This is a genomic window from Sphingobium yanoikuyae, from assembly GCF_034424525.1.
GTDB classification, from domain to species: Bacteria; Pseudomonadota; Alphaproteobacteria; order Sphingomonadales; family Sphingomonadaceae; genus Sphingobium; species Sphingobium yanoikuyae.
On sequence record NZ_CP139979.1, the window covers coordinates 3,116,145 to 3,135,913 of the forward strand.

General features: G+C 65.4%; 18 protein-coding genes. 13 read left to right on the forward strand and 5 right to left on the reverse strand.

From position 1 onward, the window contains the following. Positions 1 to 4: 4 nt before the first annotated feature. Positions 5 to 271 carry a hypothetical protein gene (locus U0025_RS14410; protein ID WP_004208112.1) on the reverse strand — a complete coding sequence of 89 codons (267 nt, stop codon included), beginning with the start codon at positions 269 to 271 and terminating at the stop codon, positions 5 to 7. 5 nt (positions 272 to 276) lie between these two features. Next, positions 277 to 1,644, reverse strand: a complete 1,368-nt coding sequence (gene argH / locus U0025_RS14415) for an argininosuccinate lyase (protein ID WP_004208113.1) — start codon at positions 1,642 to 1,644, stop codon at positions 277 to 279. A gap of 43 nt (positions 1,645 to 1,687) precedes the next feature. Between argH and U0025_RS14420 the strand changes: the two genes are divergently transcribed. From U0025_RS14420 to nadB, 9 genes are all read left to right on the forward strand, one after another. Beyond that, entirely contained in the window at positions 1,688 to 2,290 is a 603-nt protein-coding gene (locus tag U0025_RS14420; RefSeq protein WP_037490426.1) for a TlpA family protein disulfide reductase, read from the forward strand. 251 nt (positions 2,291 to 2,541) lie between these two features. After that, a complete protein-coding gene (locus U0025_RS14425) occupies positions 2,542 to 5,112 on the forward strand; it encodes a TonB-dependent receptor plug domain-containing protein (protein WP_004208115.1) in 2,571 nt (856 codons plus the stop codon). Positions 5,113 to 5,269: 157 nt separating this feature from the next. After that, complete coding sequence (locus U0025_RS14430; protein WP_004208116.1) at positions 5,270 to 6,406, forward strand: aminotransferase class I/II-fold pyridoxal phosphate-dependent enzyme; 1,137 nt, start codon at positions 5,270 to 5,272, stop codon at positions 6,404 to 6,406. Then, entirely contained in the window at positions 6,403 to 7,662 is a 1,260-nt protein-coding gene (locus U0025_RS14435; RefSeq protein WP_004208118.1) for an aminotransferase class V-fold PLP-dependent enzyme, read from the forward strand. The genes U0025_RS14430 and U0025_RS14435 overlap by 4 nt, the downstream gene beginning before the upstream one ends. 19 nt (positions 7,663 to 7,681) lie before the next feature. Then, positions 7,682 to 8,107, forward strand: a complete 426-nt coding sequence (locus U0025_RS14440) for a RidA family protein (protein WP_004208119.1) — start codon at positions 7,682 to 7,684, stop codon at positions 8,105 to 8,107. Between the two features lie 84 nt (positions 8,108 to 8,191). Further along, positions 8,192 to 8,479, forward strand: a complete 288-nt coding sequence (locus U0025_RS14445; RefSeq protein WP_004208120.1) for a terminase small subunit — start codon at positions 8,192 to 8,194, stop codon at positions 8,477 to 8,479. 217 nt (positions 8,480 to 8,696) lie between these two features. Continuing rightward, on the forward strand, positions 8,697 to 9,626 hold the full coding sequence (locus U0025_RS14450) for an ABC transporter ATP-binding protein (RefSeq protein WP_004208122.1): 930 nt from the start codon (positions 8,697 to 8,699) through the stop codon (positions 9,624 to 9,626). Between the two features lie 21 nt (positions 9,627 to 9,647). Continuing rightward, positions 9,648 to 10,244, forward strand: coding sequence for a hypothetical protein (locus tag U0025_RS14455; RefSeq protein ID WP_004208123.1), 597 nt, complete (start codon positions 9,648 to 9,650; stop codon positions 10,242 to 10,244). Further along, entirely contained in the window at positions 10,244 to 11,863 is a 1,620-nt protein-coding gene (gene nadB, locus U0025_RS14460; RefSeq protein WP_004208124.1) for an L-aspartate oxidase, read from the forward strand. Before U0025_RS14455 ends, nadB begins: the two co-directional genes overlap by 1 nt. Positions 11,864 to 11,979: 116 nt before the next feature. Here nadB and U0025_RS14465 read toward each other — a convergent pair whose 3' ends face one another. Then, entirely contained in the window at positions 11,980 to 12,822 is an 843-nt protein-coding gene (locus U0025_RS14465) for an alpha/beta fold hydrolase (RefSeq protein WP_004208125.1), read from the reverse strand. Between the two features lie 155 nt (positions 12,823 to 12,977). On the opposite strand from U0025_RS14465, the gene U0025_RS14470 reads away from it, so the two are divergent. Beyond that, on the forward strand, positions 12,978 to 14,126 hold the full coding sequence (locus tag U0025_RS14470) for a serine hydrolase (RefSeq protein WP_004208126.1): 1,149 nt from the start codon (positions 12,978 to 12,980) through the stop codon (positions 14,124 to 14,126). Positions 14,127 to 14,129: 3 nt separating this feature from the next. On the opposite strand, the gene U0025_RS14475 is transcribed toward U0025_RS14470, so the two are convergent. Beyond that, positions 14,130 to 14,933, reverse strand: a complete 804-nt coding sequence (locus tag U0025_RS14475) for a transporter (RefSeq protein WP_037491700.1) — start codon at positions 14,931 to 14,933, stop codon at positions 14,130 to 14,132. A gap of 105 nt (positions 14,934 to 15,038) precedes the next feature. Between U0025_RS14475 and U0025_RS14480 the strand changes: the two genes are divergently transcribed. From U0025_RS14480 to U0025_RS14490, 3 genes are all read left to right on the forward strand, one after another. Beyond that, positions 15,039 to 16,130: an FUSC family protein gene (locus tag U0025_RS14480; RefSeq protein WP_004208128.1), complete on the forward strand. Its 1,092-nt coding sequence runs from the start codon at positions 15,039 to 15,041 to the stop codon at positions 16,128 to 16,130. Between the two features lie 47 nt (positions 16,131 to 16,177). Further along, on the forward strand, positions 16,178 to 18,976 hold the full coding sequence (polA, locus tag U0025_RS14485; protein WP_004208129.1) for a DNA polymerase I: 2,799 nt from the start codon (positions 16,178 to 16,180) through the stop codon (positions 18,974 to 18,976). 110 nt (positions 18,977 to 19,086) lie between these two features. Next, positions 19,087 to 19,380 (forward strand): GIY-YIG nuclease family protein, encoded by a 294-nt coding sequence (locus U0025_RS14490; RefSeq protein WP_004208130.1) that lies wholly within the window; start codon positions 19,087 to 19,089, stop codon positions 19,378 to 19,380. Positions 19,381 to 19,485: 105 nt separating this feature from the next. On the opposite strand, the gene U0025_RS14495 is transcribed toward U0025_RS14490, so the two are convergent. After that, a complete protein-coding gene (locus U0025_RS14495) occupies positions 19,486 to 19,767 on the reverse strand; it encodes a TFIIB-type zinc ribbon-containing protein (RefSeq protein WP_004208131.1) in 282 nt (93 codons plus the stop codon). Positions 19,768 to 19,769 lie beyond the last annotated feature (2 nt).

Sequence of the window (19,769 nt, forward strand, 5' to 3'; positions counted from 1 at the left end):
GGGACTATTGTTGCGGCCGGCTTTCCGGCGGCAGGTCGAACTCGTCATTGCCGCGCTGGCGCGACTGGGTCAGCAGTTCGACATTACGTTCCGGGCGGGCCTGGGTGCCCGGATCCATCATGTCGGCGGCGGTCGGCGCGGTCGCCGCCCCCACCGGCACGGCGGGCAATTTCTGCCCCGCCACGGGTTTGAGCGATTCACGGCCACCACAGGAGGCCAGCGCCAGCGCCATTGCCCCGATCATCAGCCCGTTGCGGACATGCCGTGCCATCTGCCTCACTCCTGTGTCGCGCGCGCCGCGGCGATCCGCGCGCGCACCTGATCGGGCGCCGTGCCGCCATGGCTCTTGCGGCTGGCGACCGACGCATCGACCGTCAATACCGCATAGATGCGATCGTCGATACGCGCATCAATGGCCTTGAGCGTTTCGAGCGGCAGGTCGGCCAGCTGCACGCCGGCTTCCTCCGCCGCCGCCACCGCACGACCGGTGATATGATGCGCCTCGCGGAAGGGAATGTCGCCCTCGCGCACCAGCCAGTCGGCCAGGTCCGTCGCGGTGGCAAAGCCGCTTTCGGCCAGCCCCCGCATCCGGTCGGTGCGGAACGTCACCGTCTCGATCATGCCGGTCATCGCGGCGATCGACAGGCCCAGCAGGTCATGCGCCTCGAACACCGGCGGCTTGTCGTCCTGCATGTCCTTGGAATAGGCGAGCGGCAGGCCCTTCATCGTCACGCACAGCGCATTCATGCAGCCCATGATGCGGCCGGCATGGCCGCGCACCAGTTCGGCCGCGTCCGGATTGCGCTTCTGCGGCATGATCGAGCTGCCGGTCGAATAGGCGTCGGGCAGCTTGACGAAGCCGAAGGGCTGGCTCGCCCAGATGATGAATTCCTCGGCCAGGCGCGACAGGTGCAGCGACGCCTGGGTCGCGGCCATCAGATAGTCGAGCGCGAAGTCGCGGTCCGACACGCTGTCCAGGCTGTTGTCGGTCGGCTTGGCAAAGCCCAGCGCCGCCGCCGTGGCATGGCGATCGATCGGGAAGCCGGTGCCGGCCAGCGCGGCGGCGCCCAGCGGGCATTCGTCCAGCCGCACGCGCGCATCGGCAAAGCGGCTGCGGTCACGCCGCACCATTTCATAATAGGCCATCAGATGATGGCCCAGCGTCACCGGCTGCGCCGACTGGAGATGGGTGAAGCCCGGCATCACCGCATCGACATGTTCCTCGGCGCGGGCGAGCAGCGCCTGCTGCAACCCGGCCAGGCCCGCCATCACCTCATCCATGGCGTCGCGGACCCACAGGCGGAAATCGGTCGCCACCTGGTCGTTGCGGCTGCGCGCGGTGTGCAGGCGTCCGGCGGCCGGGCCGATCAGTTCGGCCAGCCGCGACTCCGTGACCATGTGGATATCTTCCAGGTCCAGATTGACCGGAACGCCATTGGCTTCATATTCCTCCGCGATCCGGTTCAGCCCCTCGGTGATCGCCTGCGCATCCTCGCCATCGACGATGCCCTGCTTGGCCAGCATCGCGACATGCGCCTTGGACCCGGCGATATCCTGTTTCCACAAGCGCTTGTCGAAGGGGATGGAGGCATTTATCTCACGCATGATCGATGCCGGGCCGGCCGCGAACCGGCCACCCCACATGCTGTTGGAGCCTGCTTCCATGATATCGTCCTTGCGCTCGGTAATGACACTGCTCCTGCTGGCTGGGCTGGCGGCATGCGATAGGCAATCCCCGCCCGCGGGGCAAGCCAATGCGAGCGCCAGCGGCGAGGTGACAGGCGACGAGGTGCAACCCGCTGCCGGCGGCAGCGCCAAGGGCGAATTCAACTACACGATCGACCGCAGCAAGGCGGGCACGCCCGCGCCAGTCTTCGCGTTCGAAAATCCGCAGGGCGGCACGGCGACGCTGCAGGACTTTGCCGGCCGGCCGCTGCTGGTCAATCTCTGGGCGACCTGGTGCGCCCCCTGCGTCGCGGAGATGCCGACGCTCGATGCCCTCGCCGCGCAAAGTGACAGCGAAGGTGACAGGAGCCTGGCGGTATTGACGATCTCGCAGGACGTGCAGGGCCAGGCCGCGATCAAGCCCTTCTTCGCCAAGCACAAGCTCCCCCACCTCAAGGGCTGGACCGATCCGGAGAACAAGCTGGGCCTCGGCTATGCCACCGGCGTCCTGCCGACCACCGTCCTCTATGATGCCAAGGGCAAGGAAGTCGCCCGCGTCGTCGGCGCGATGGACTGGACCGGCGCAGAGGCCCGCAAGCTCATCGCTATGGCCAAGGGCGAATGAGGCACAAGTAAATCAACAACGAACAATAACCAAAAATCCGCCATGCCAATTGATTGCAAAATTCACATGAAAAATGCAAAATTGAACATTGCGACATTGATGCAACAAAAAATATGCTACAGAGTTCAGTCGCTGAAATATGCGTGAAATATGTCACTTTTACTTAAATTTTGTGCGGCGCAATAGAGGATAGTCCGCAGATCGTTCGTCCCTCCGAGTGTCAAGATAATGACAATATCAGGGGGCATAGAATGAAGAGACTTTCCGCGCTCAAGCTTTCTCTCGTGATTGCGACATCCTGGTCGGCCTGCGCCATGGCGCAGGAAGCACCGCAGGAACCGCAGGCCGATGAAGGTGCAGCCATCATCGTTACCGGCACCCGTGCCGTCGGCATGTCGGCCGCCGAAGCTGCCGCACCCGTTCAGGTGCTCAGCGAAGAAGCCATCGCCCATGTCGGTCAGCCGAACCTCAACCAGGCGCTGACCCAGATCGTTCCCAGCTTCACCGCCCAGACCCAGGGCACCGACATGTCGAGCTTCTCGCTGTCGGCCCGTCTGCGCGGCCTGAGCCCCAACCACACGCTGCTGCTGGTCAATGGCAAGCGTCGCCACGGCTCGGCCATTCTTCAGGTCGCCACCGGCCCGTTCGGCGGTTCCGCCGCGCCCAGCCTCGACCTCATTCCGCCTGATGCTGTCGAACGCATCGAAATCCTGCAGGAAGGCGCCGCCGCCGTTTACGGTACCGACGCGATCGCCGGCGTCATCAACCTGATCCTGAAGGACGATACCGAAGGCGGCAGCTTCAAGATCACCGGCGGCCAGAATTACGACAGCGAAGGCGAAACCTTCTCGGTCTCGGGCAATGTCGGCTTCAAGCTGGGCGAGGATGGCTATTTCAACCTCAGCGGTTTCCACCGTCGTCAGGACTATACCACCACCGGCACCGGCCAGGTTCAGGTGACGCAGCTCGACGGTTCGCTGCAGCCCAACGCTCCCGCACAATGGTCGAACCTGACCGGCGACGCGCTGGCGGGTATCAACGGCGGCCAGCCCAAGACCTATCTGACCGAATTCTTCTACAATATGGGCTATGATTTCGGCGGCGTCGAACTCTACAGCTTCGGTAACTATGCCCGCCGCATCGGCTATGCTAAGCAGGGTTATCGCCACCCCAAGCGCGTCTGCTACGAAAGCGGCAATCTGGGCGGCAGCGTCACCACGGCGGCTTATGATCCCAGCATCTGCTATGGCAATACCGGCGTCGTCGGCATGGTGCCGCTGCAGCATGTGACCGAGGACGAATATAGCTTCACCGTCGGCGCCAAGGGCGAATTTGGCGGCGGCTGGAACTATGACCTGTCGACCACCTATGGCCATGACAAGAACGAGATCTGGACCGAAAATTCGGCCCATCGCGAAGTCTGGCAGGAAACCTATGCCCAGTATCTGAACGGTTCGGGCGTCCTGCCCAACACGCCGGACTCGGCCTATGACGGCGGCTTCCGCCTGAGCCAGACCACGGTCACGGCCGACATCCGCAAGGAATTCGATCTTGGCCTGGCCGATCCGCTGACCTTCGCCTTCGGTGGCGAATATCGCCGCGACACCTACACCATCGTCGCGGGCGACTATTATTCCACCTACAAGACCGGCGTTCAGTCCTTCCCGGGCTACAAGGAAAGCGACGCGGGCGACTGGAACCGCAGTGCCAAGGCCGGCTACATCAACGTCATCGTCAACCCGGTCGAAAAATGGACCGTCGACCTTGCCGGCCGTTACGAAGATTATTCGGATTTCGGCGACACGCTGATCGGCAAGGCCACCACCCGCTTCGACTTCAGCGATGCGGTCGCCATCCGCGGCACCGTCAGCACCGGCTTCCGTGCGCCGACGCTGGCCGAACAGCATTACTCGACCGTGGCCGTCGGCCCGACCAGCGCCGTCGCGGTGCTGCCGGCCGGTTCGCCTGCGGCGACCCTGCTGGGCTTCTCCGCGCTGAAGCCGGAAAAGTCGACCAACTTCTCGGGCGGCTTCGTCTTCCGTCCGATCCCCAAGCTCGCGGTCACGCTTGATGGCTATCTCATCAAGATCAAGGATCGCATTGCCCTGACCGCGGCCCGTTATGCCGTCCAGGGCGGCGTTGCGACGGCGGAAGCCCCGGCAATCATCTCGGCACTGCAGGCAGCTGGCGTGGTGTTTGACGCGGCGCTGCCGAACATCGGTGCGCAGAGCTTCACCAACGGCATCGACACCCGCACCTGGGGCATCGACTTCTCGGCCGCCTATCCGGTGGCTCTGGACTTCGGCAGCCTGAACCTGTCGGTTTCGGCCAACTACAACAAGACGAAGATCACCAAGAACAAGATTCCGACGGTCTTCAGCAATATCTCTGAAAGCTATGTCGAAGACGCTTCGCCCGACTATAAGGTCGTGCTGGGCGCCCTGTTCAAGAGCGGTGCCTTCACGGTCAACCTGCGCGAGACCTTCTATGGCAAGACCAGCGTGTTGGTGCAGCCGGGCGTGTCGAACGCTTCGCTGATCGCCGCCGGCCTGCCGACCATCTATGAAGCGAAGGTCAAGCCGACCGGCATCACCGATCTGGAAGTCAGCTATGCGTTCAACGACGCCATGACCTTCTCGCTCGGCGCGAACAACCTGTTCGACAAGATCCCGGAAACGCCGGCCCTGCTGAAGGGCGTGACGATCCCGGCGGGCACCTCGCCCTATATCAACGGGTCGACCACCTATAACAGCCCCTATGGCTTTGGCCCCTACGGCACCTCGGGCGGCTATTATTACGCGCGTATCGACTTCAAGTTCTGATAGGCTAGAACACAAGGGCCGGTCTCCCAGGAGACCGGCCCTTTTGCTTTGTTAGCGTTCTGAAGCCGGTCGGCACGACCGGGGGCTCGCAGAACGCGGCAACAATAATAGGGATGTGGATCGATGCCTCGATCCCCATCAGGGGGAAGCGAAAACCATGACCGACCGTCCGGACACTCTCAGCCGTCGCATGCTGATGCGCGGCGCCATGGGCGCGGCGGCAATAGCCGGCGCGGCACCCGCCCTCGCCCAGCGCGACCGCAAGGTGGCGATGAGTGATGATCCCAAGGCCATGGTCGCCACGCTGACCGACGGCATCTTCATCAACAGCAACGAAAACCCGCTCGGCCCCGCCCCCGCCGCGCTGCAGGCGCTGTCCGGGCTCGATCCGCTCGCCGGCCGCTATGGCATGGCCTTCGCCTCGAAGCTGGAAAGCCTGTTCGCCCGCCAGAACGGCCTGTCGCCCGACCAGGTCCAGGTCCATCCCGGCTCCTTCATGCCATTGCGCTCGGTCGCGCTGACCTACTCGTCGAAAACCCGCCCGATCGCCTATTTCGAGCCGACCTTCGACCAGGGGTTCCTGGGCAAGGGCAACCAGCCGGTCACCCGCACCGTCGCCCTGCCGCTGGCCGGCGACTTCACCGCCGATGTCCGCAAGCTGCTCGCCGCCGCGCCGGACGCCGGCGTCTATTATCTCTGCAATCCCAACAACCCGACCGGCCTGCCGATCCCGCGCGCCGACATCGAATGGCTGCTCGCCAACAAGCCGGCCGGTTCCGTGCTGCTCGTCGACGAGGCCTATATCCACTATAGCGATGCGCAGAGCTGCCTCGATCTGGTCGCGAAGGGCGCGGACGTGCTGGTCACCCGCACCTTCTCGAAGATCTACGGTCTGGCCGGCCTGCGCTGCGGCCTGATCGCCGGGCGCAAGGATCTGCTCGACGGCATGGCCGACTATGGCGTCAACATCACGCCAATGCCCGCCGTGGTCGCGGCCGAGGCCAGCCTGCTCGATCCCACGCTGCTGCCCCAGCGCAAGGCCTATAACAAAGCGGTGCGCGACGATCTCTTTGCCTGGCTCGACGCGCGCGGCCTCAAATATCTGCCGTCGCAGACCAGCTTCGCGATGATCCATGTCGGTCGCCCCGGCGCCGATGTCACCGCCGCGCTGGCGAAGGAAAAGATCTTCATCGGCGGCCCGCGCAAGCATATGGACGACTGGGTCCGCGTCTCCTTCGGCACGCCGGCGGAGATGCAGGCGTTCAAGACCGCGCTCGCCCGGATCATGGCATGAGCCTCAGCCGGCGCCAGGCGCTGGGGGCAGCGCTCGCCGTGCCGATCGCCGCGCAGGCCGCCCGCGCCGTCGCCGCGCCGCCATCGCTCCCCGACAAGGCCAGCTTCGCCGCCACCCCGCTCGCCTATCTCGACAGCGCCTCCACCCATCCGCTGAGCCTCGGCGCCAAAGCCGCCGCCGACGCCTATCTCGCCGGCCGCACGCTCGATCCGGTCGCCGCCGCGCGCAAGCCGGTCGATCGCGCCGCGCTGATCGCGAAATTCGCTGCATTGATGGGCGCCGATGCGGACGAGATCACCTGGGTCCAGTCCACCACCATGGGCGAACAGGCGGTGCTGCGCGCGCTCGGCTTGCCAAAGGAGGGCGGCCGCGTCGTCACCGACACGCTCCATTTCTACGCCGCCTTCCCCATGTATCAGGAGATGGCGAAACAGGGCGTCGACGTCGCCTGGGTCCAGGCGCGCGAGGGCCGCATCGCCCCCGAGGACATGGCCCGCGCCATCACGCCGGGAACGAAGCTGGTCAGCGTCTCGGCCGTCTCCACCTATAACGGCTTCCAGCATGATCTGAAGGCGATCAGCGCGATGGCGCACAAGGTCGGCGCGCTCGTCTATGCCGACATCATCCATGCCGCCGGCGCGGTGCCGATCGACCTGCATGACAGCGGCGTCGATTTCGCCGCCTGCGCCACCTATAAATGGCTGATGGGCGATTTTGGCCTGGGTTTCCTCTATGTCCGGCGCGGCGTCGCGGATCGGCTGCCCCGCACCGAATATGGCTATTATGGCTTTGCCGCGCCCGGTGCGCCGCCCGGCATCGGCCTGTCCCCGCCGCAAACCCATGTCTTCCCGCTCGATCCGCCCGGCGATGCGCCGACCAGCTATGTCGCCCGCCCCGGCGCGCTCGGCCATTTCGGCACCGGCACCTATGCCCAGGCGATCAGCGCCATGCTCGATCATTCGATCAGCTATATCTCGACCCTCACCGTCCCGGCGATCCAGGCCCATGCCCAGACGCTGATCGGCCAGCTGCGCGACGAGCTGCCGCGCAAGGGCTATCGCCTCATCACCCCGCCGGGCACGACCAGCCCGCTGCTGAGCTGCGTCCTGCCCAATGCGAAGGGCCTGCTCACCGATCCGCTGGCGCGGGCACAGGTCCGCCTGTCCGTCCACGACAATTATTTCCGCATCTCGCCATCGGTGTTCAACGATGACAGGGATGTCGAACGGCTGATCGCCGCCCTGCCCCGCGTCTGATCCTTTTCGGAGCCCTATGATGAAAAAGCTGCTCGCCCCCGCCCTTCTGGCCAGCCTCATGATCGCCGCCCCCGCCGCCGCGCAGAAGCCGCTGCCGGCCAAGCTGCCCTTCTCGCCCGCGATCCGGGTCGGCGACATGCTCTACATGTCGGGCCAGATCGGCCAGGTGCCCGACGGCATGGACCCGCACAAGGAAGGGTTCGACGCCGCCGTCCGCAACGCGATGGATTCGATCGGCAAGATATTGAAGGATAATGGCCTCGACTTCGGCCATGTCGTCAAATGCACGGTGATGCTGGACGACATGGCCGACTGGCCGCGCTTCAACACCACCTATGTCAGCTATTTCGAGGGCAAGCGCCTGCCCACCCGCAGCGCCTTCGGCGCCGACGGCCTGGCACTCGGCGCCCCGCTCGAAGTGGAATGCCTGGCCTCGTTCAAATAGGCCAGCCGGGCCTCGCCTGGACCTTCACGGACAGGCGAACCTCCCACCTTTCCTACACGCGCTTTTCCTGATCTATCCTGTCGGATGGACCAGCCCATCCCCAATCCGCCCATCCCCGCACCCCGGCGCGCGCGCCGCCAATGGACGCCCGATCGCCAGCGCCGCTTTCTCGCCGCGCTGCTCGAAACCGGCAATATCAGCCATGCCGCGCAGATGGTCGGCATGTCCCGCTCCAGCGCGCACCGGCTGCGCGATCGCCTGGCCGGCACCGGCTTCGATCGCAGCTGGGCCAGCGCACTGGCGCTCCATGCCGCCCGCCGGGCCGATCCGCTCGCGCCGATCCGCCCGCATAAAGGCCCGATCGGCCGATAAATGTCGCGTCCCTGTCGTCTGGCTGTCGCGTCGCTGTCGCTTCGGTGTCGCTTCGGCGTGACCCCAGTGTCGCTTCCGTGTCGCGTCACCGGCGCGTTACAGGCGCGTTTCCGCCGAAATCGCCCGGAAATCGCGACGCACGACACTGTGAACTTTCAACTGTCGCGTCGTTTCGCCCCCTTCCCTTCCCCCGCTTCGATCCCCATAGAGATCAGCCATGACCGACCAGCCTGCGCAAGCCGCCATCGAGATCCGCGACCTGACCAAGGTCTATAAGGGCGGCAAGCGCGCGCTCGACGGGATCAACCTCACCATCCCGCGCGGCCAGATCTATGGCCTGCTCGGCCCCAATGGCGCCGGCAAGTCGACCACGATCAACATCCTCGCCGGCCTCGTCAACAAGACCAGCGGCTCCGCCAGCATCTGGGGCTTCGACATCGACGCCAATCCCCGCAATGCGAAGAACAGCATCGGCATCGTGCCGCAGGAGATTGTCTTCGATCCCTTCTTCACCCCGTTCGAGACACTGGAGAACCAGGCCGGCTATTATGGCGTGCCCAAGGACAGACGCCGCTCGATGGAGTTGCTGCGCGCGGTCCATCTGGAGGACAAGGCCAATGCCTATGCCCGCACTTTGTCGGGCGGCATGAAGCGCCGGCTGCTGGTGGCCAAGGCGATGGTCCATTCGCCGCCGATCCTGGTGCTGGACGAACCCACCGCCGGCGTCGACGTGCAACTGCGCCAGCAGCTCTGGGCCTATGTGAAGGAACTGAACGCCATGGGGGTGACGATCGTCCTCACCACCCATTATCTCGAAGAGGCCGAGGAGTTGTGCGACCGCATCGGCATCATCAACCATGGCCGGGTCATCACCGACAAACCCACCCGCGAGCTGATCGCGATGGCGCAGGAAAAGGTGGTGCAGGTCACCGTCGACCGCGACATCACCGCCCCGCCGAGCGACCCCAGCTTCGAGAAGGTCGAACTGACCGACGAGCGCACCCTCACCATCACCTATATGAAGAACCGCGCCAATGCCGGCCAGGTGCTGAGCGCGGTGCAGGCCGGCGGCCTCGCCATCGTCGACGTCGTCACCCGCGACCCCGACCTGGAGGATGTCTTCCTCAACCTGACGGCGGCGGCGTAGATAATAAGGGGGGAAGGAACCGTGGGCTTCAAGATTTCATGGCTGGCATTTGAAGCGCTCGACAAGGCCACTCTGCTCGATGCGCTTGGCTTTCATGATACCGGTGCATCGGACGAAGCGAACGAAGCGCCCTTTTCCGCAGCCCAACTGCCAAACGGATGGAGCATCATCTGGTCGAATGACTTTGGCTGGATAGAGACGCAATCTGTCAAACTGCCCTTCCCGACCAAGAGGACAATCGCCTGCCAGTTGCATGAAGGCCTGATGTTCAGCGCCGCCCATGGTGCCAAAGATGGGATTGAAATGTGGAGCCTGTCGCATGATGCGCAGACAGACCTGCACAATCTATCCATGACTGGCGATCTGCCAGCCACGTTTCCGGCAATCCGAGATCGCCTGTTCGAGGAACAGAAGGCAGAAGATGCAGGCAGTGCAGAAGTCGATTTCATATTCGACATCCCCATCGAACTGGCGCAGAGCGTCACGGGCTTTCGCCATGATTTATGGGAAATGGATGGCCGTCGCCCCAACTGGAGCGTCATCGAACCAAAATCACCCCCACGCCCTCAGCACAGCTTCTTTAAGTGGCCCTTCAAGCGGAAGGGAGAGAGTAGATAATGCCCACCATCACCCATGACGTCGTCATCATCGGTTCCGGCGCGGCCGGGCTGACAGCCGCCATCAACCTCGCGCAGGACCGCAAGGTGGTGGTGCTGGCCAAGGGCGCGCTGGATGGCGGATCGACCAACTGGGCGCAGGGCGGCATCGCCGCGGTACTCGATGCGGGTGACAGTTTTGCGGCCCATGTCCATGACACGATGGTCGCGGGCGCCGGCCTCAACGATCAGGACACGGTCGAGTTCGTCGTCTCCGAAGCCCCCGCCGCGATCGAGCGGCTGGCGGAACTGGGCGTGCCCTTCAATCCCAATGAAGAGGGGGATGGCGACGAGTTCGGCGAACGCTGGCACCTGACCCGCGAGGGCGGGCACAGCCATCGCCGCATCGTCCATGTCGACGACGCCACCGGCCATGCCGTTCAGGTCGCGCTGCTCAAGGCCGCGCGCGCCAATCCCAACATCACCCTGATGGAGGATATGGTCGCGGTCGACCTCATCACCTCGCGCCATGGCGAGCGCTATTCGGGCGACGGCCATGTCTGGGGCGTCTATGCCTTCAACAAGCAGACCGGCCATGTCGACGCGATCCTCGGCCGCGCGACCATCCTGTGCACCGGCGGCGCGGGCCGCACCTATCTCTTCTCCACCGCGCCGCGTGGCGCGACCGGCGACGGCATCGCCATGGCATGGCGCGCCGGCTGCCGCGTGTCGAACATGGAGATGAACCAGTTCCACCCCACCTGCCTCTATAATCTGGAGGTCAAGAATTTCCTGATTACCGAGGCGGTGCGGGGCGAAGGCGGCCACCTGAAACTCCCCCCCGGCGTGCCGGGCGGCGGCGAGCGTTTCATGCCCCGCTTCGATCCCCGCGCCGAACTGGCGCCGCGCGACGTGGTCGCCCGCGCCATCGACCATGAGATCAAGCGGCTGGGCCTCGACTATGTCCATCTCGACATCAGCCACAAGCCGCCCGAGTTCGTGAAGCAGCATTTCCCGACCATCTATGCCCGGCTGCTCGATCTCGACATCGACATCACCAGGGAGCCGATCCCGGTCGTCCCGGCGCAGCATTATACCTGCGGCGGCGTCATCATCGACCTGGACGGCCGCACCGACCTGCCCGGCCTCTATGCCGCTGGCGAAGTGACCGAAAGCGGCCTGCACGGCGCCAATCGCCTCGCCTCCAACTCGCTGCTCGAATGTTTCGTCTTCGGCGAGGCGGCGGCCAAGCATATCCGCGCCCATTGGGACGAACTGCCCGCCCCGCCGCCGATCCGGCCGTGGGACGAGAGCCGCGTCACCAACAGCGACGAGGAAGTCATCGTCCAGCATAACTGGAAGGAAATCCGCCGCTTCATGTGGGACTATGTCGGCATCGTCCGCACCACCAAGCGGCTGGAGCGCGCCCAGCATCGCATCGACCTGCTGTCGAAGGAAGTCGATGAATATTACGGTAATTTCCGCGTGACGCCGGACCTGATCGAGCTGCGCAACCTGCTCGAAGTCGCCCGGCTGGTGGTCCGCTCGGCGCTCCATCGCAAGGAAAGCCGCGGCCTGCACTACACGCTCGACTATCCCGAAACGCTGGCGCAAGCCGTCGACACGGTGCTGGCGCCCTGACCCAAAAAAGAGGCGCGGCCGGGCAGCCGCGCCTTTGAAGGGAGGAGGAGCAAACGCCAGGGGCGTCGTCTCGCCGACCAAATTAGCGCCGATGCAGACCGGCGCTTTGATCGAGGTCAAACGCCCTTGAGGAAATTGCCCAGCGCCGCGTTGAACCGGGTCGGCTGGTCGGCCATCACGACATGGCCGCTCGGCCCGATCGGCAGCAGCTTCGCGTCCTTCTTGGCCGCATAGGCAGCCCGGAAGCGCCGGGTGATCTCGACCGACTGGGCCTGGTCCGTGCCGACGGCATAGACCACCGACATCGGCACCCCGATCCGGCCGAGCTGCGGGCCAAGGTCGGTATTGGCCAGGTCGCGCAGCGCGGTGGCGATCACCTCCGGATTGCTGCCCTCCGCCCCCGGCGCCTGCGCGACGATCTGGGCGAGGTAGCGGCGCCCGGCCGCCGTGCCGGTGAAATATTGGCTGAGCTGGTCGGCCAGATAGCCCATGCCATTGGCGGTGCCGCCGACCATCGCCGCCCCGGCGGGCAGCATGTCGACCACCATCACCCGGCTGGCGAGGCCCCTGAGGCCCTGCATCATCGCCAGCGTGCCGCCCATGCTGTGCCCGACCACCGCCGGTCGCCGCAGTCCCGCGGCGGCAATATAGCGGGCAATCTCGTCCGCCACCGGCTGCACCACCGGCCCGCTGCCATTGGCGTCGGCAGCCAGCCCCGCAAAGCCGCGGACATGGACCAGATGCCAGCGATAGCCCGGCATCTGCCCCGTCACGCCGTTCCAGATGCCCGGACCACTGGCAAGGCCGGGGATCAGCAGCACGTCCCGGCCACTGCCGCGCACCGTCACCATGATCCGGCGCGAGGCAAAATCCGCCGCCAGTGCCGGCATCGCCCATCCCGCTGCAAGCGCGCCCGCGCCGCAGAGCAGGCTGCGTCGATCCATCAGTCCATCCGTCATCCGCTCCCTATTGCCGCCCCGCCGCTGAACCGCAACTGAGCGCCGTTCCGCCGTTCAGACTCCTTACATCGCAATTGTGGAATCATTCGTCGCATCGTCCTTGCCTACAATGCGGGTCGCCGCGCCTTGTAACGGCTTGAAGTGCGGGGTTAGTGATGAGTTCGAATGATAGCAGGCGCGTCTCGTCGCGCCTTGTGCTTGCGGTGGTTGCCTTGTCCGCCTGCGTCGGCGCGCCCCCCCAGCCGGGTGCCCAGGCCAGCAGCGCGCGACCGAATAATCCGCCGCGCCAGACGGTGCAGCCCACGACCAACACATGGCCGATCAAGCAGGTCGCCAATCCCCCCGCCCCGTTCAAGGATATCGACCAGCGCGAGCAGCCTTCGCCCGCACTCGTCAGCGTGATCCAGAATCTGGGCCAGAGCTTTCGGGGCAAGGTCGGCATCGCGGTGCGCCGGGTCGGGGCGGACTGGACCGTCGCCTATAATGGCAATGCCCTGTTCCCGCAGCAGAGCGTGTCGAAGCTGTGGGTATCGATGACCTTCCTCGATGCGGTCGATCGCGGCAAGATCCGCCTCGCCGATTCGACCACCATCACGAAGAAGGATCTGACCCTGTTCCACCAGCCGAGCGCGGCGATGGTGGGATCGAGCGGCTGGACCACCACCTATTCCGACCTGATGCGCCGCGCGATGACGCAGAGCGACAATACCGCCAACGACACGCTGCTGCGCGCGGTCGGCGGGCCGGACGCGGTGCGTGGCTATCTGGCACGCCGCCACATCGCCAATATCCGCTTTGGTCCGGGCGAACGGCTGTTGCAATCGACCACCGCCGGCCTCGACTGGCGGCAGGATTATTCGATCGGCCGCAATTTCTACGCCGCCCGCGCCGCGCTCCCCATGTCGGTGCGGCAGAAGGCGCTCGACAATTATCTCGCCAGCCCGCCCGATGGCGCCGCGCCGGCGTCGATCGTGCAGGCGCTGGCCAAGCTCAAGGAAGGCGACATGCTGTCCTCCGCATCGGCCCGCGTGCTGATGAACTTCATGGAGGAAGCCAAGACCGGGCCGCAGCGGATCAAGGGCGGCGTGCCGCATAGCTGGACCTATATGCACAAGACCGGCACCGGGCAGGATCTGCCGCCGCGATCGACCGGCTTCAACGATGTCGGCATCATGACCGCGCCCGACGGCACCAGCTATGCGGTTGCGGTGATGATCGGCAGCACCACCGTGTCGATCCCCGAACGCTGGCAGCTGATGCAGGCCGTATCGCGCGCCGTGGTTGCCAATCACGAGAAACGGTGACGATCAGAAGCGCCTGACGAGGCCGACATAGAGTTCGGCGTCGGGGCTGTGATGGTTGAGGCCCAGATTGGCGCCGGCATCGAACTGCATGTCGTCGCCCGCCTGCCAGCCGAGCGACAGGCCGGCCAGCGCCTGGGTGGCATGGCCGTCGGGATCATCGTCGCGCATCAGCGACGCCTCGATCGATCCGGACAGGCTGTCGCTGATATCGAAGCCCAGCCCGGCGACGCTGCCATAGGCCAGATGCCGGCCATCGCCATCCTCATCGACCGCCGCATCCACTTCCGGCGTTGCCAGCAGGCTGAAACCCTGGCCCAGATCATAGCTGATCGGCACCAGCATCCCGGCGCCCCAGTCGCCATCGCCGATCGCGTCGCCGCCGGTCGGCAGGCTGGCATAGGGCATGACCGCGATCGAGAAGCCCGAACCATCCGGATTGCGCAGATTCTGCCGCAGCGCGACGCGCATGTCGCCGATGCCACTGTCCTTCTCGACCGCACCGGTCACGCGATCGCGCGTGCGCACATGGCCAAAAGCGGTCCAGCCCAGTTGCGCTTCCAGGCTGTCGGTCAGTCCGATGCGCAGCAGTGCGTCGCCGAAGTTCACAGTGTCGATGCGGCTCTCCGCATCCTGCTCGCGGGTCCAGTCGCCCAGCCCCAGTTCGACCTGCACCTTGCCCGGCGCCATGGTGCAGGGCGGCGTGTCCAGACCCGGCCGGTCGGCGCAGAATTCCCGCGCGTCCTGCGTCCAGGCCGCGCTGCCCTGCGCCGCCATCGCCAGCAGCATCGCCGCCCCCCATGCCCGCATCATACGCCCTCCCCTTCCCAATCTGTTTCCAGCGCAACGAAACGGATAGGAAGCGGCAAATATCCCGCGCTGGCCTTTACTGTCCCGCTGCGGCACTAAGTCCCTATGCCGCGCCCCTTTTCCTCGCTGCTCGACCGCGTGACGCCGCGCACCATCGATGAACTGGAATGTGCGCTGTCGGTGCTGGGCGCGATCCTGCTCGCCCATCTGCTGGGCGCCACCCATGTCTCCTGGGCCGCCTTTGCCGGCTATATGGTCATGCGCGGCCATGCCGCTGAAACATTGGCGCGCGGCGTGCTGCGGATTATCGGCACGGTCGCGGGCGGCCTGATCGCGCTGGGCAGCGCGCCCTTCATTGTCGGCTACTGGCCCGCCGCTGCTGCTGCGCTGGCGCTGATGGGGACGATCAGCCTCTATGCCGCGATCACCTCGCGCCGCTCCTATGCCTGGCTCTTCTTCGGACTGACCTATGCGATGGTCGTGCTCGACAAGATCGAGCATCCTGCGATCGCCCTGCCCGAATTCGTCCAGACCCGCGTGCTCGAAACGCTCGCCGGTATCGCCGCCAGCCTGATCGTCAGCCTGGCCTCCACCCTGACCCTGCGCCGCCGCTGGCCGGCCAAGCGCACGCCCGCCGCGACCGGCGCGGGCTGGCACGGGGATTCGCTGCGCCATGCGCTGCAGGCCGGCGTGGCGCTGGCGCTGCTGGTGGCGCTCAATGCCTGGATTCCCGTACCCGCGCTGGCGCAGGGGGCGATCATGATCATGGCAGTGATGCTGCTGCCGGTCACCGGCATCGGGTCGAGCGGCCTCGCCCCGGTCAGCCAGCGCATCCTGCAACGCATGATCGGCTGCATCGGCGGCGCCTTGTTCGCCGCCTTCTTCCTGGTCGCGGGCGCCGACAATATGACGCTGCTGCTCGGCGCCACCGCGATCGGCGTGATGCTGGGCCGGCATCTGGAAAATGGCGATCCGACCCATCGCTATGTCGGCACCCAGTTCACCCTGGCGGTGCTGGTGATGCTGGTGCCCGACCGCTATGACCAGCTGGTGCTGGAACCGGGCGTCGAGCGGCTGATGGCGATCTTCATCGGCATGGCCGTGCTGATGCCGGTGCTGCTGGTCGGCCATCTGCTGAGCCGCCGGCGCGCCGACGAAGTGACCGCCCCGGCCAGCGGCGAGAGCGGCGGCGTGTAAGCGCCCGGCACTGGAGCGGCGGGCCAAACCCCGCTATCCCCTGCCCCATGTCTCAGCAGAATCATCTCTATCTGGTCGACGGCAGCGGCTATATCTTCCGCGCCTATCACCAGCTTCCGCCGCTCACCAACCAGCACGGCCAGCCAGTCGGCGCCGTCTATGGCTATACCACCATGCTCTGGAAGCTGGCCGAGGAGCTGGGCAAGGCGGAGGGGCCGACCCATCTGGCCGTCGTGCTGGACAAGGGCAGCCACACCTTCCGCAACGACATGTATGATCAGTATAAGGCGAACCGGCCGCCCGCGCCCGAGGATCTGGTGCCCCAGTTCCCGATGATCCGCGACGCCACCCGCGCCTTCTCGCTCCCCTGCATCGAGGAAGCCGGGTTCGAAGCCGACGACATCATCGCCAGCTACACCCAGGCCGCCGTGCGCGCCGGCTGGCATGTCACCATCGTCAGTTCCGACAAGGATCTGATGCAGCTGATCCAGCCCGGCGTCGACATGTACGACACGATGAAGAATGAGCGGCGCGGCGCCGACTATGTCATGGGCAAGTTCGGCGTGCTGCCCGAACAACTGGGCGACGTGCTGGCGCTGATGGGCGACAGCGTCGACAATGTGCCGGGCGTGCCGGGCATCGGCCCCAAGACCGCGGCCAAGCTGATCACCGAATATGGCACGCTGGAAGCGGCGCTGGACGCGGCCCCCGCGATGAAGAAGTCGAAGATGCAGGAAAACCTCATCGCCCACGCCGACATGGCGCGGCTGTCGCGCCGACTGGTCGCGCTGCATGACAGCATGGACCTGCCCGAGCCGCTGGACGACCTGACCTTGAAGGGCATTCCCAAGGAGCCGTTGCAGGCCTTCCTGTCGCATCATGGCTTCAAGACCCTGCTCAACCGCCTGGGCGCGCCGGCCGCTGCGGTTGCGCTCGCCAGCACGGCCGCGGCGACCGGCAGCGCCGACGCGCCACCGCCGCCTCCCGTGGTCGAGGTCGAGCATCCGCCGATCGACTGCGCCCTCTATGAAACCGTCACCACGGTCGAGGCGCTGCAGGTCTGGATCGACGAAGCCCGCGCGCTCGGCGTGGTCGCGGTCGATACAGAGACCGATGCGCTCGACAGCATGGAATCGGGCCTGGTCGGCATCAGCCTGTCCACCGGGCCGGGCCGCGCCTGCTACATCCCGCTCGCCCATCGCTCCGCCGACGACATGTTCGGCGAAGTGCCGCAGCAGATCCCGCTCGACGACGCCATCCGGTTGCTCAAGCCGCTGCTCGCCGACGATGCGGTGCTCAAGGTCGGCCATAATATCAAATATGACCTCAACGTCCTCGCCCGCGTCGGGCTGGAGGTGACGCCGATCGACGATTCGATGGTGATGAGCTTCGACCTCGACGCCGGCAAGTCGCTGGGCGGCCATGGCATGGACGAGGCGGCAAGCGTCCACCTCAACCACACATGCATCAGCTTCAAGGAAGTGACCGGCACCGGCAAGAAGGCGATCAGCTTCGCCCATGTGCCGCTCGACAAGGCCACCGCCTATGCCGCCGAGGATGCCGAGGTCACCTGGCGTCTGTGGCACAAGCTGTCGGGCCGCCTGCCGGCCGAGGGCGCGACGCGGGTCTACCAGTTGGTCGACCGGCCGCTGATCCCGGTGGTGGCCGGCATGGAGCGCCAGGGGATCAAGGTCGACCGCGAAGCCCTGTCACGCCTATCGGGCAGCTTCTCGCAGTCGATCGCCGGCCTTGAAGCCGAAATCCACGAACTCGCCGGCCATCCCTTCACCATCGGATCGCCGCAGCAGTTGGGCGTCGTGCTGTTCGATGAAATGGGCCTCAAAGGCGGCAAGAAGGGCAAGAGCGGCACCTACTCCACCGACGTCACCGTGCTGGAGAAGCTCAAAGCCGAAGGCTCCGCCATTTGCGGACTGGTGCTGGAATGGCGCCAGCTTTCCAAGCTCAAGTCGACCTATACCGACGCGCTGCAGCAGCAGATCAACCGCGACACCGGCCGGGTCCATACCAGCTATTCGCTGACCGGCGCCCAGACTGGCCGCCTGTCCTCGACCGATCCCAACCTGCAGAATATCCCAATCCGCACCGAGATCGGCCGGCAGATCCGTCATGCCTTCGTCGCCGAACCCGGCAATGTCATCCTGGCGGCGGACTATAGCCAGATCGAACTGCGGCTGGCCGCGCACATGGCCGATGTCCCCGCGCTCAAGGACGCGTTCGAGCAGGGCGAAGATATTCATAACCGCACGGCCATGGAATTGTTCGGCGAGGTCAATCGCGACACGCGCGGCCGCGCCAAGACCATCAACTTCGCGATCCTCTACGGCATTTCGCGCTGGGGCCTGGCCGGCCGGCTGGAAATCAGCGCCGAGGAGGCGCAGGACATGATCAGCCGCTATTATGAGCGCTTCCCCGGCATCAGCGTCTATATCAACGAGACGCTGGAAAAGGCGCGCGCCAACGGCTTCACCGAAACCCTGTTCGGCCGCAAGACCTGGTTCCCGCGCATCAAGGCACCGGTCCAGCACGAACGGCAGGGCGCCGAACGCGCCGCGATCAACGCGCCGATCCAGGGCACCAGCGCCGACATCATCAAGCGGGCGATGGCGCGCATGGGCCCGGCGCTCGAGGCCGCCGGCCTGCCGCGCGTGCGCATGCTGCTGCAGGTGCATGACGAACTGGTGTTCGAACTGCCCGAAGCCGATGTCGAAGCCGCCAGCAAGGTGATCCGCCAGGTCATGGAAAGCGCCGCCGAACCGATGGTCAGCCTGTCCGTACCGCTGGGCGTGGAAATCGGCATCGGCCCAAGCTGGGGCGCGGCGCATTGAGAAAATCTAAGAAGCCAACATCTGCTGGCGTGACCGGACTGTCCCCCTCCACTCCCCGTCATGCCAGCGAAGGCTGGCATCTCACTGCCTTTTGACGCAGCATCACGGCCATGACGGGCGGCTGGGTCTATATCATGACGAACCGCGCTTATGGCGTGTTGTATATCGGCGTGACATCCAGCCTGCCGCATCGAACCATGCAGCATCGCGACGGGACGGGTTCGGACTTCTGTCGCCGATATGGTCTCGATCAACTGGTCTATGCCGAGCGGCATGCAGCGATCATCGACGCCATCGCCCGAGAAAAGGCGATGAAGGCATGGAAGCGTGAGTGGAAGGTGCGGTTGATCGAAGAGATCAATCCGCAATGGGCGGATCTGTTCGACACGCTGCACATGGAATGAAGCGTGGCGCCAGAAGAAAAGTGAGATGCCAGCCTTCGCTGGCATGACGGAAGGAAGAAGTCCTCTCCACGAAAAAGGCCGGCCCCATCGGGACCGGCCTTTTTCTCAATCGAACAGCTCTTCCAGAAAGCTCTTCCTGCGTTTCTTCGGATAGCCGCGCCCGTCGTCGCGATAGTCGCGGTCGGGGCGGTAGCTCATCTGCGGCGCGGCGGGAGCCGGGGCCGGCTGAACGGAACGCTCGATGATCTTGTCGAGTTCGCCCCGGTCCAGCCAGACGCCGCGACATTGCGGGCAATAGTCGATCTCCACCCCCTGCCGGTCGCTCATGTGGAGCCCCACATGGCAGACCGGGCAGAGCATGGCCGACACGGTGGCCTGGTCCCGCATGC

Bases quoted from the DNA above. Each gene is read 5' to 3' on its own strand.
- polA (WP_004208129.1), top strand. From the start codon at position 16,178: ATGTCTCAGCAGAATCATCTCTATCTGGTCGACGGCAGCGGCTATATC.
- U0025_RS14420 (WP_037490426.1), top strand. From the start codon at position 1,688: ATGACACTGCTCCTGCTGGCTGGGCTGGCGGCATGCGATAGGCAATCC.
- U0025_RS14495 (WP_004208131.1), bottom strand. From the start codon at position 19,767: ATGCGGGACCAGGCCACCGTGTCGGCCATGCTCTGCCCGGTCTGCCAT.
- U0025_RS14470 (WP_004208126.1), top strand. From the start codon at position 12,978: ATGAGTTCGAATGATAGCAGGCGCGTCTCGTCGCGCCTTGTGCTTGCG.
- U0025_RS14425 (WP_004208115.1), top strand. From the start codon at position 2,542: ATGAAGAGACTTTCCGCGCTCAAGCTTTCTCTCGTGATTGCGACATCC.
- U0025_RS14490 (WP_004208130.1), top strand. From the start codon at position 19,087: ATGACGGGCGGCTGGGTCTATATCATGACGAACCGCGCTTATGGCGTG.
- argH (WP_004208113.1), bottom strand. From the start codon at position 1,644: ATGTGGGGTGGCCGGTTCGCGGCCGGCCCGGCATCGATCATGCGTGAG.
- U0025_RS14445 (WP_004208120.1), top strand. From the start codon at position 8,192: ATGGACCAGCCCATCCCCAATCCGCCCATCCCCGCACCCCGGCGCGCG.
- U0025_RS14440 (WP_004208119.1), top strand. From the start codon at position 7,682: ATGAAAAAGCTGCTCGCCCCCGCCCTTCTGGCCAGCCTCATGATCGCC.
- U0025_RS14480 (WP_004208128.1), top strand. From the start codon at position 15,039: ATGCCGCGCCCCTTTTCCTCGCTGCTCGACCGCGTGACGCCGCGCACC.
- U0025_RS14430 (WP_004208116.1), top strand. From the start codon at position 5,270: ATGACCGACCGTCCGGACACTCTCAGCCGTCGCATGCTGATGCGCGGC.
- U0025_RS14410 (WP_004208112.1), bottom strand. From the start codon at position 271: ATGGCACGGCATGTCCGCAACGGGCTGATGATCGGGGCAATGGCGCTG.
- nadB (WP_004208124.1), top strand. From the start codon at position 10,244: ATGCCCACCATCACCCATGACGTCGTCATCATCGGTTCCGGCGCGGCC.
- U0025_RS14475 (WP_037491700.1), bottom strand. From the start codon at position 14,933: ATGCGGGCATGGGGGGCGGCGATGCTGCTGGCGATGGCGGCGCAGGGC.
- U0025_RS14465 (WP_004208125.1), bottom strand. From the start codon at position 12,822: ATGACGGATGGACTGATGGATCGACGCAGCCTGCTCTGCGGCGCGGGC.
- U0025_RS14450 (WP_004208122.1), top strand. From the start codon at position 8,697: ATGACCGACCAGCCTGCGCAAGCCGCCATCGAGATCCGCGACCTGACC.
- U0025_RS14435 (WP_004208118.1), top strand. From the start codon at position 6,403: ATGAGCCTCAGCCGGCGCCAGGCGCTGGGGGCAGCGCTCGCCGTGCCG.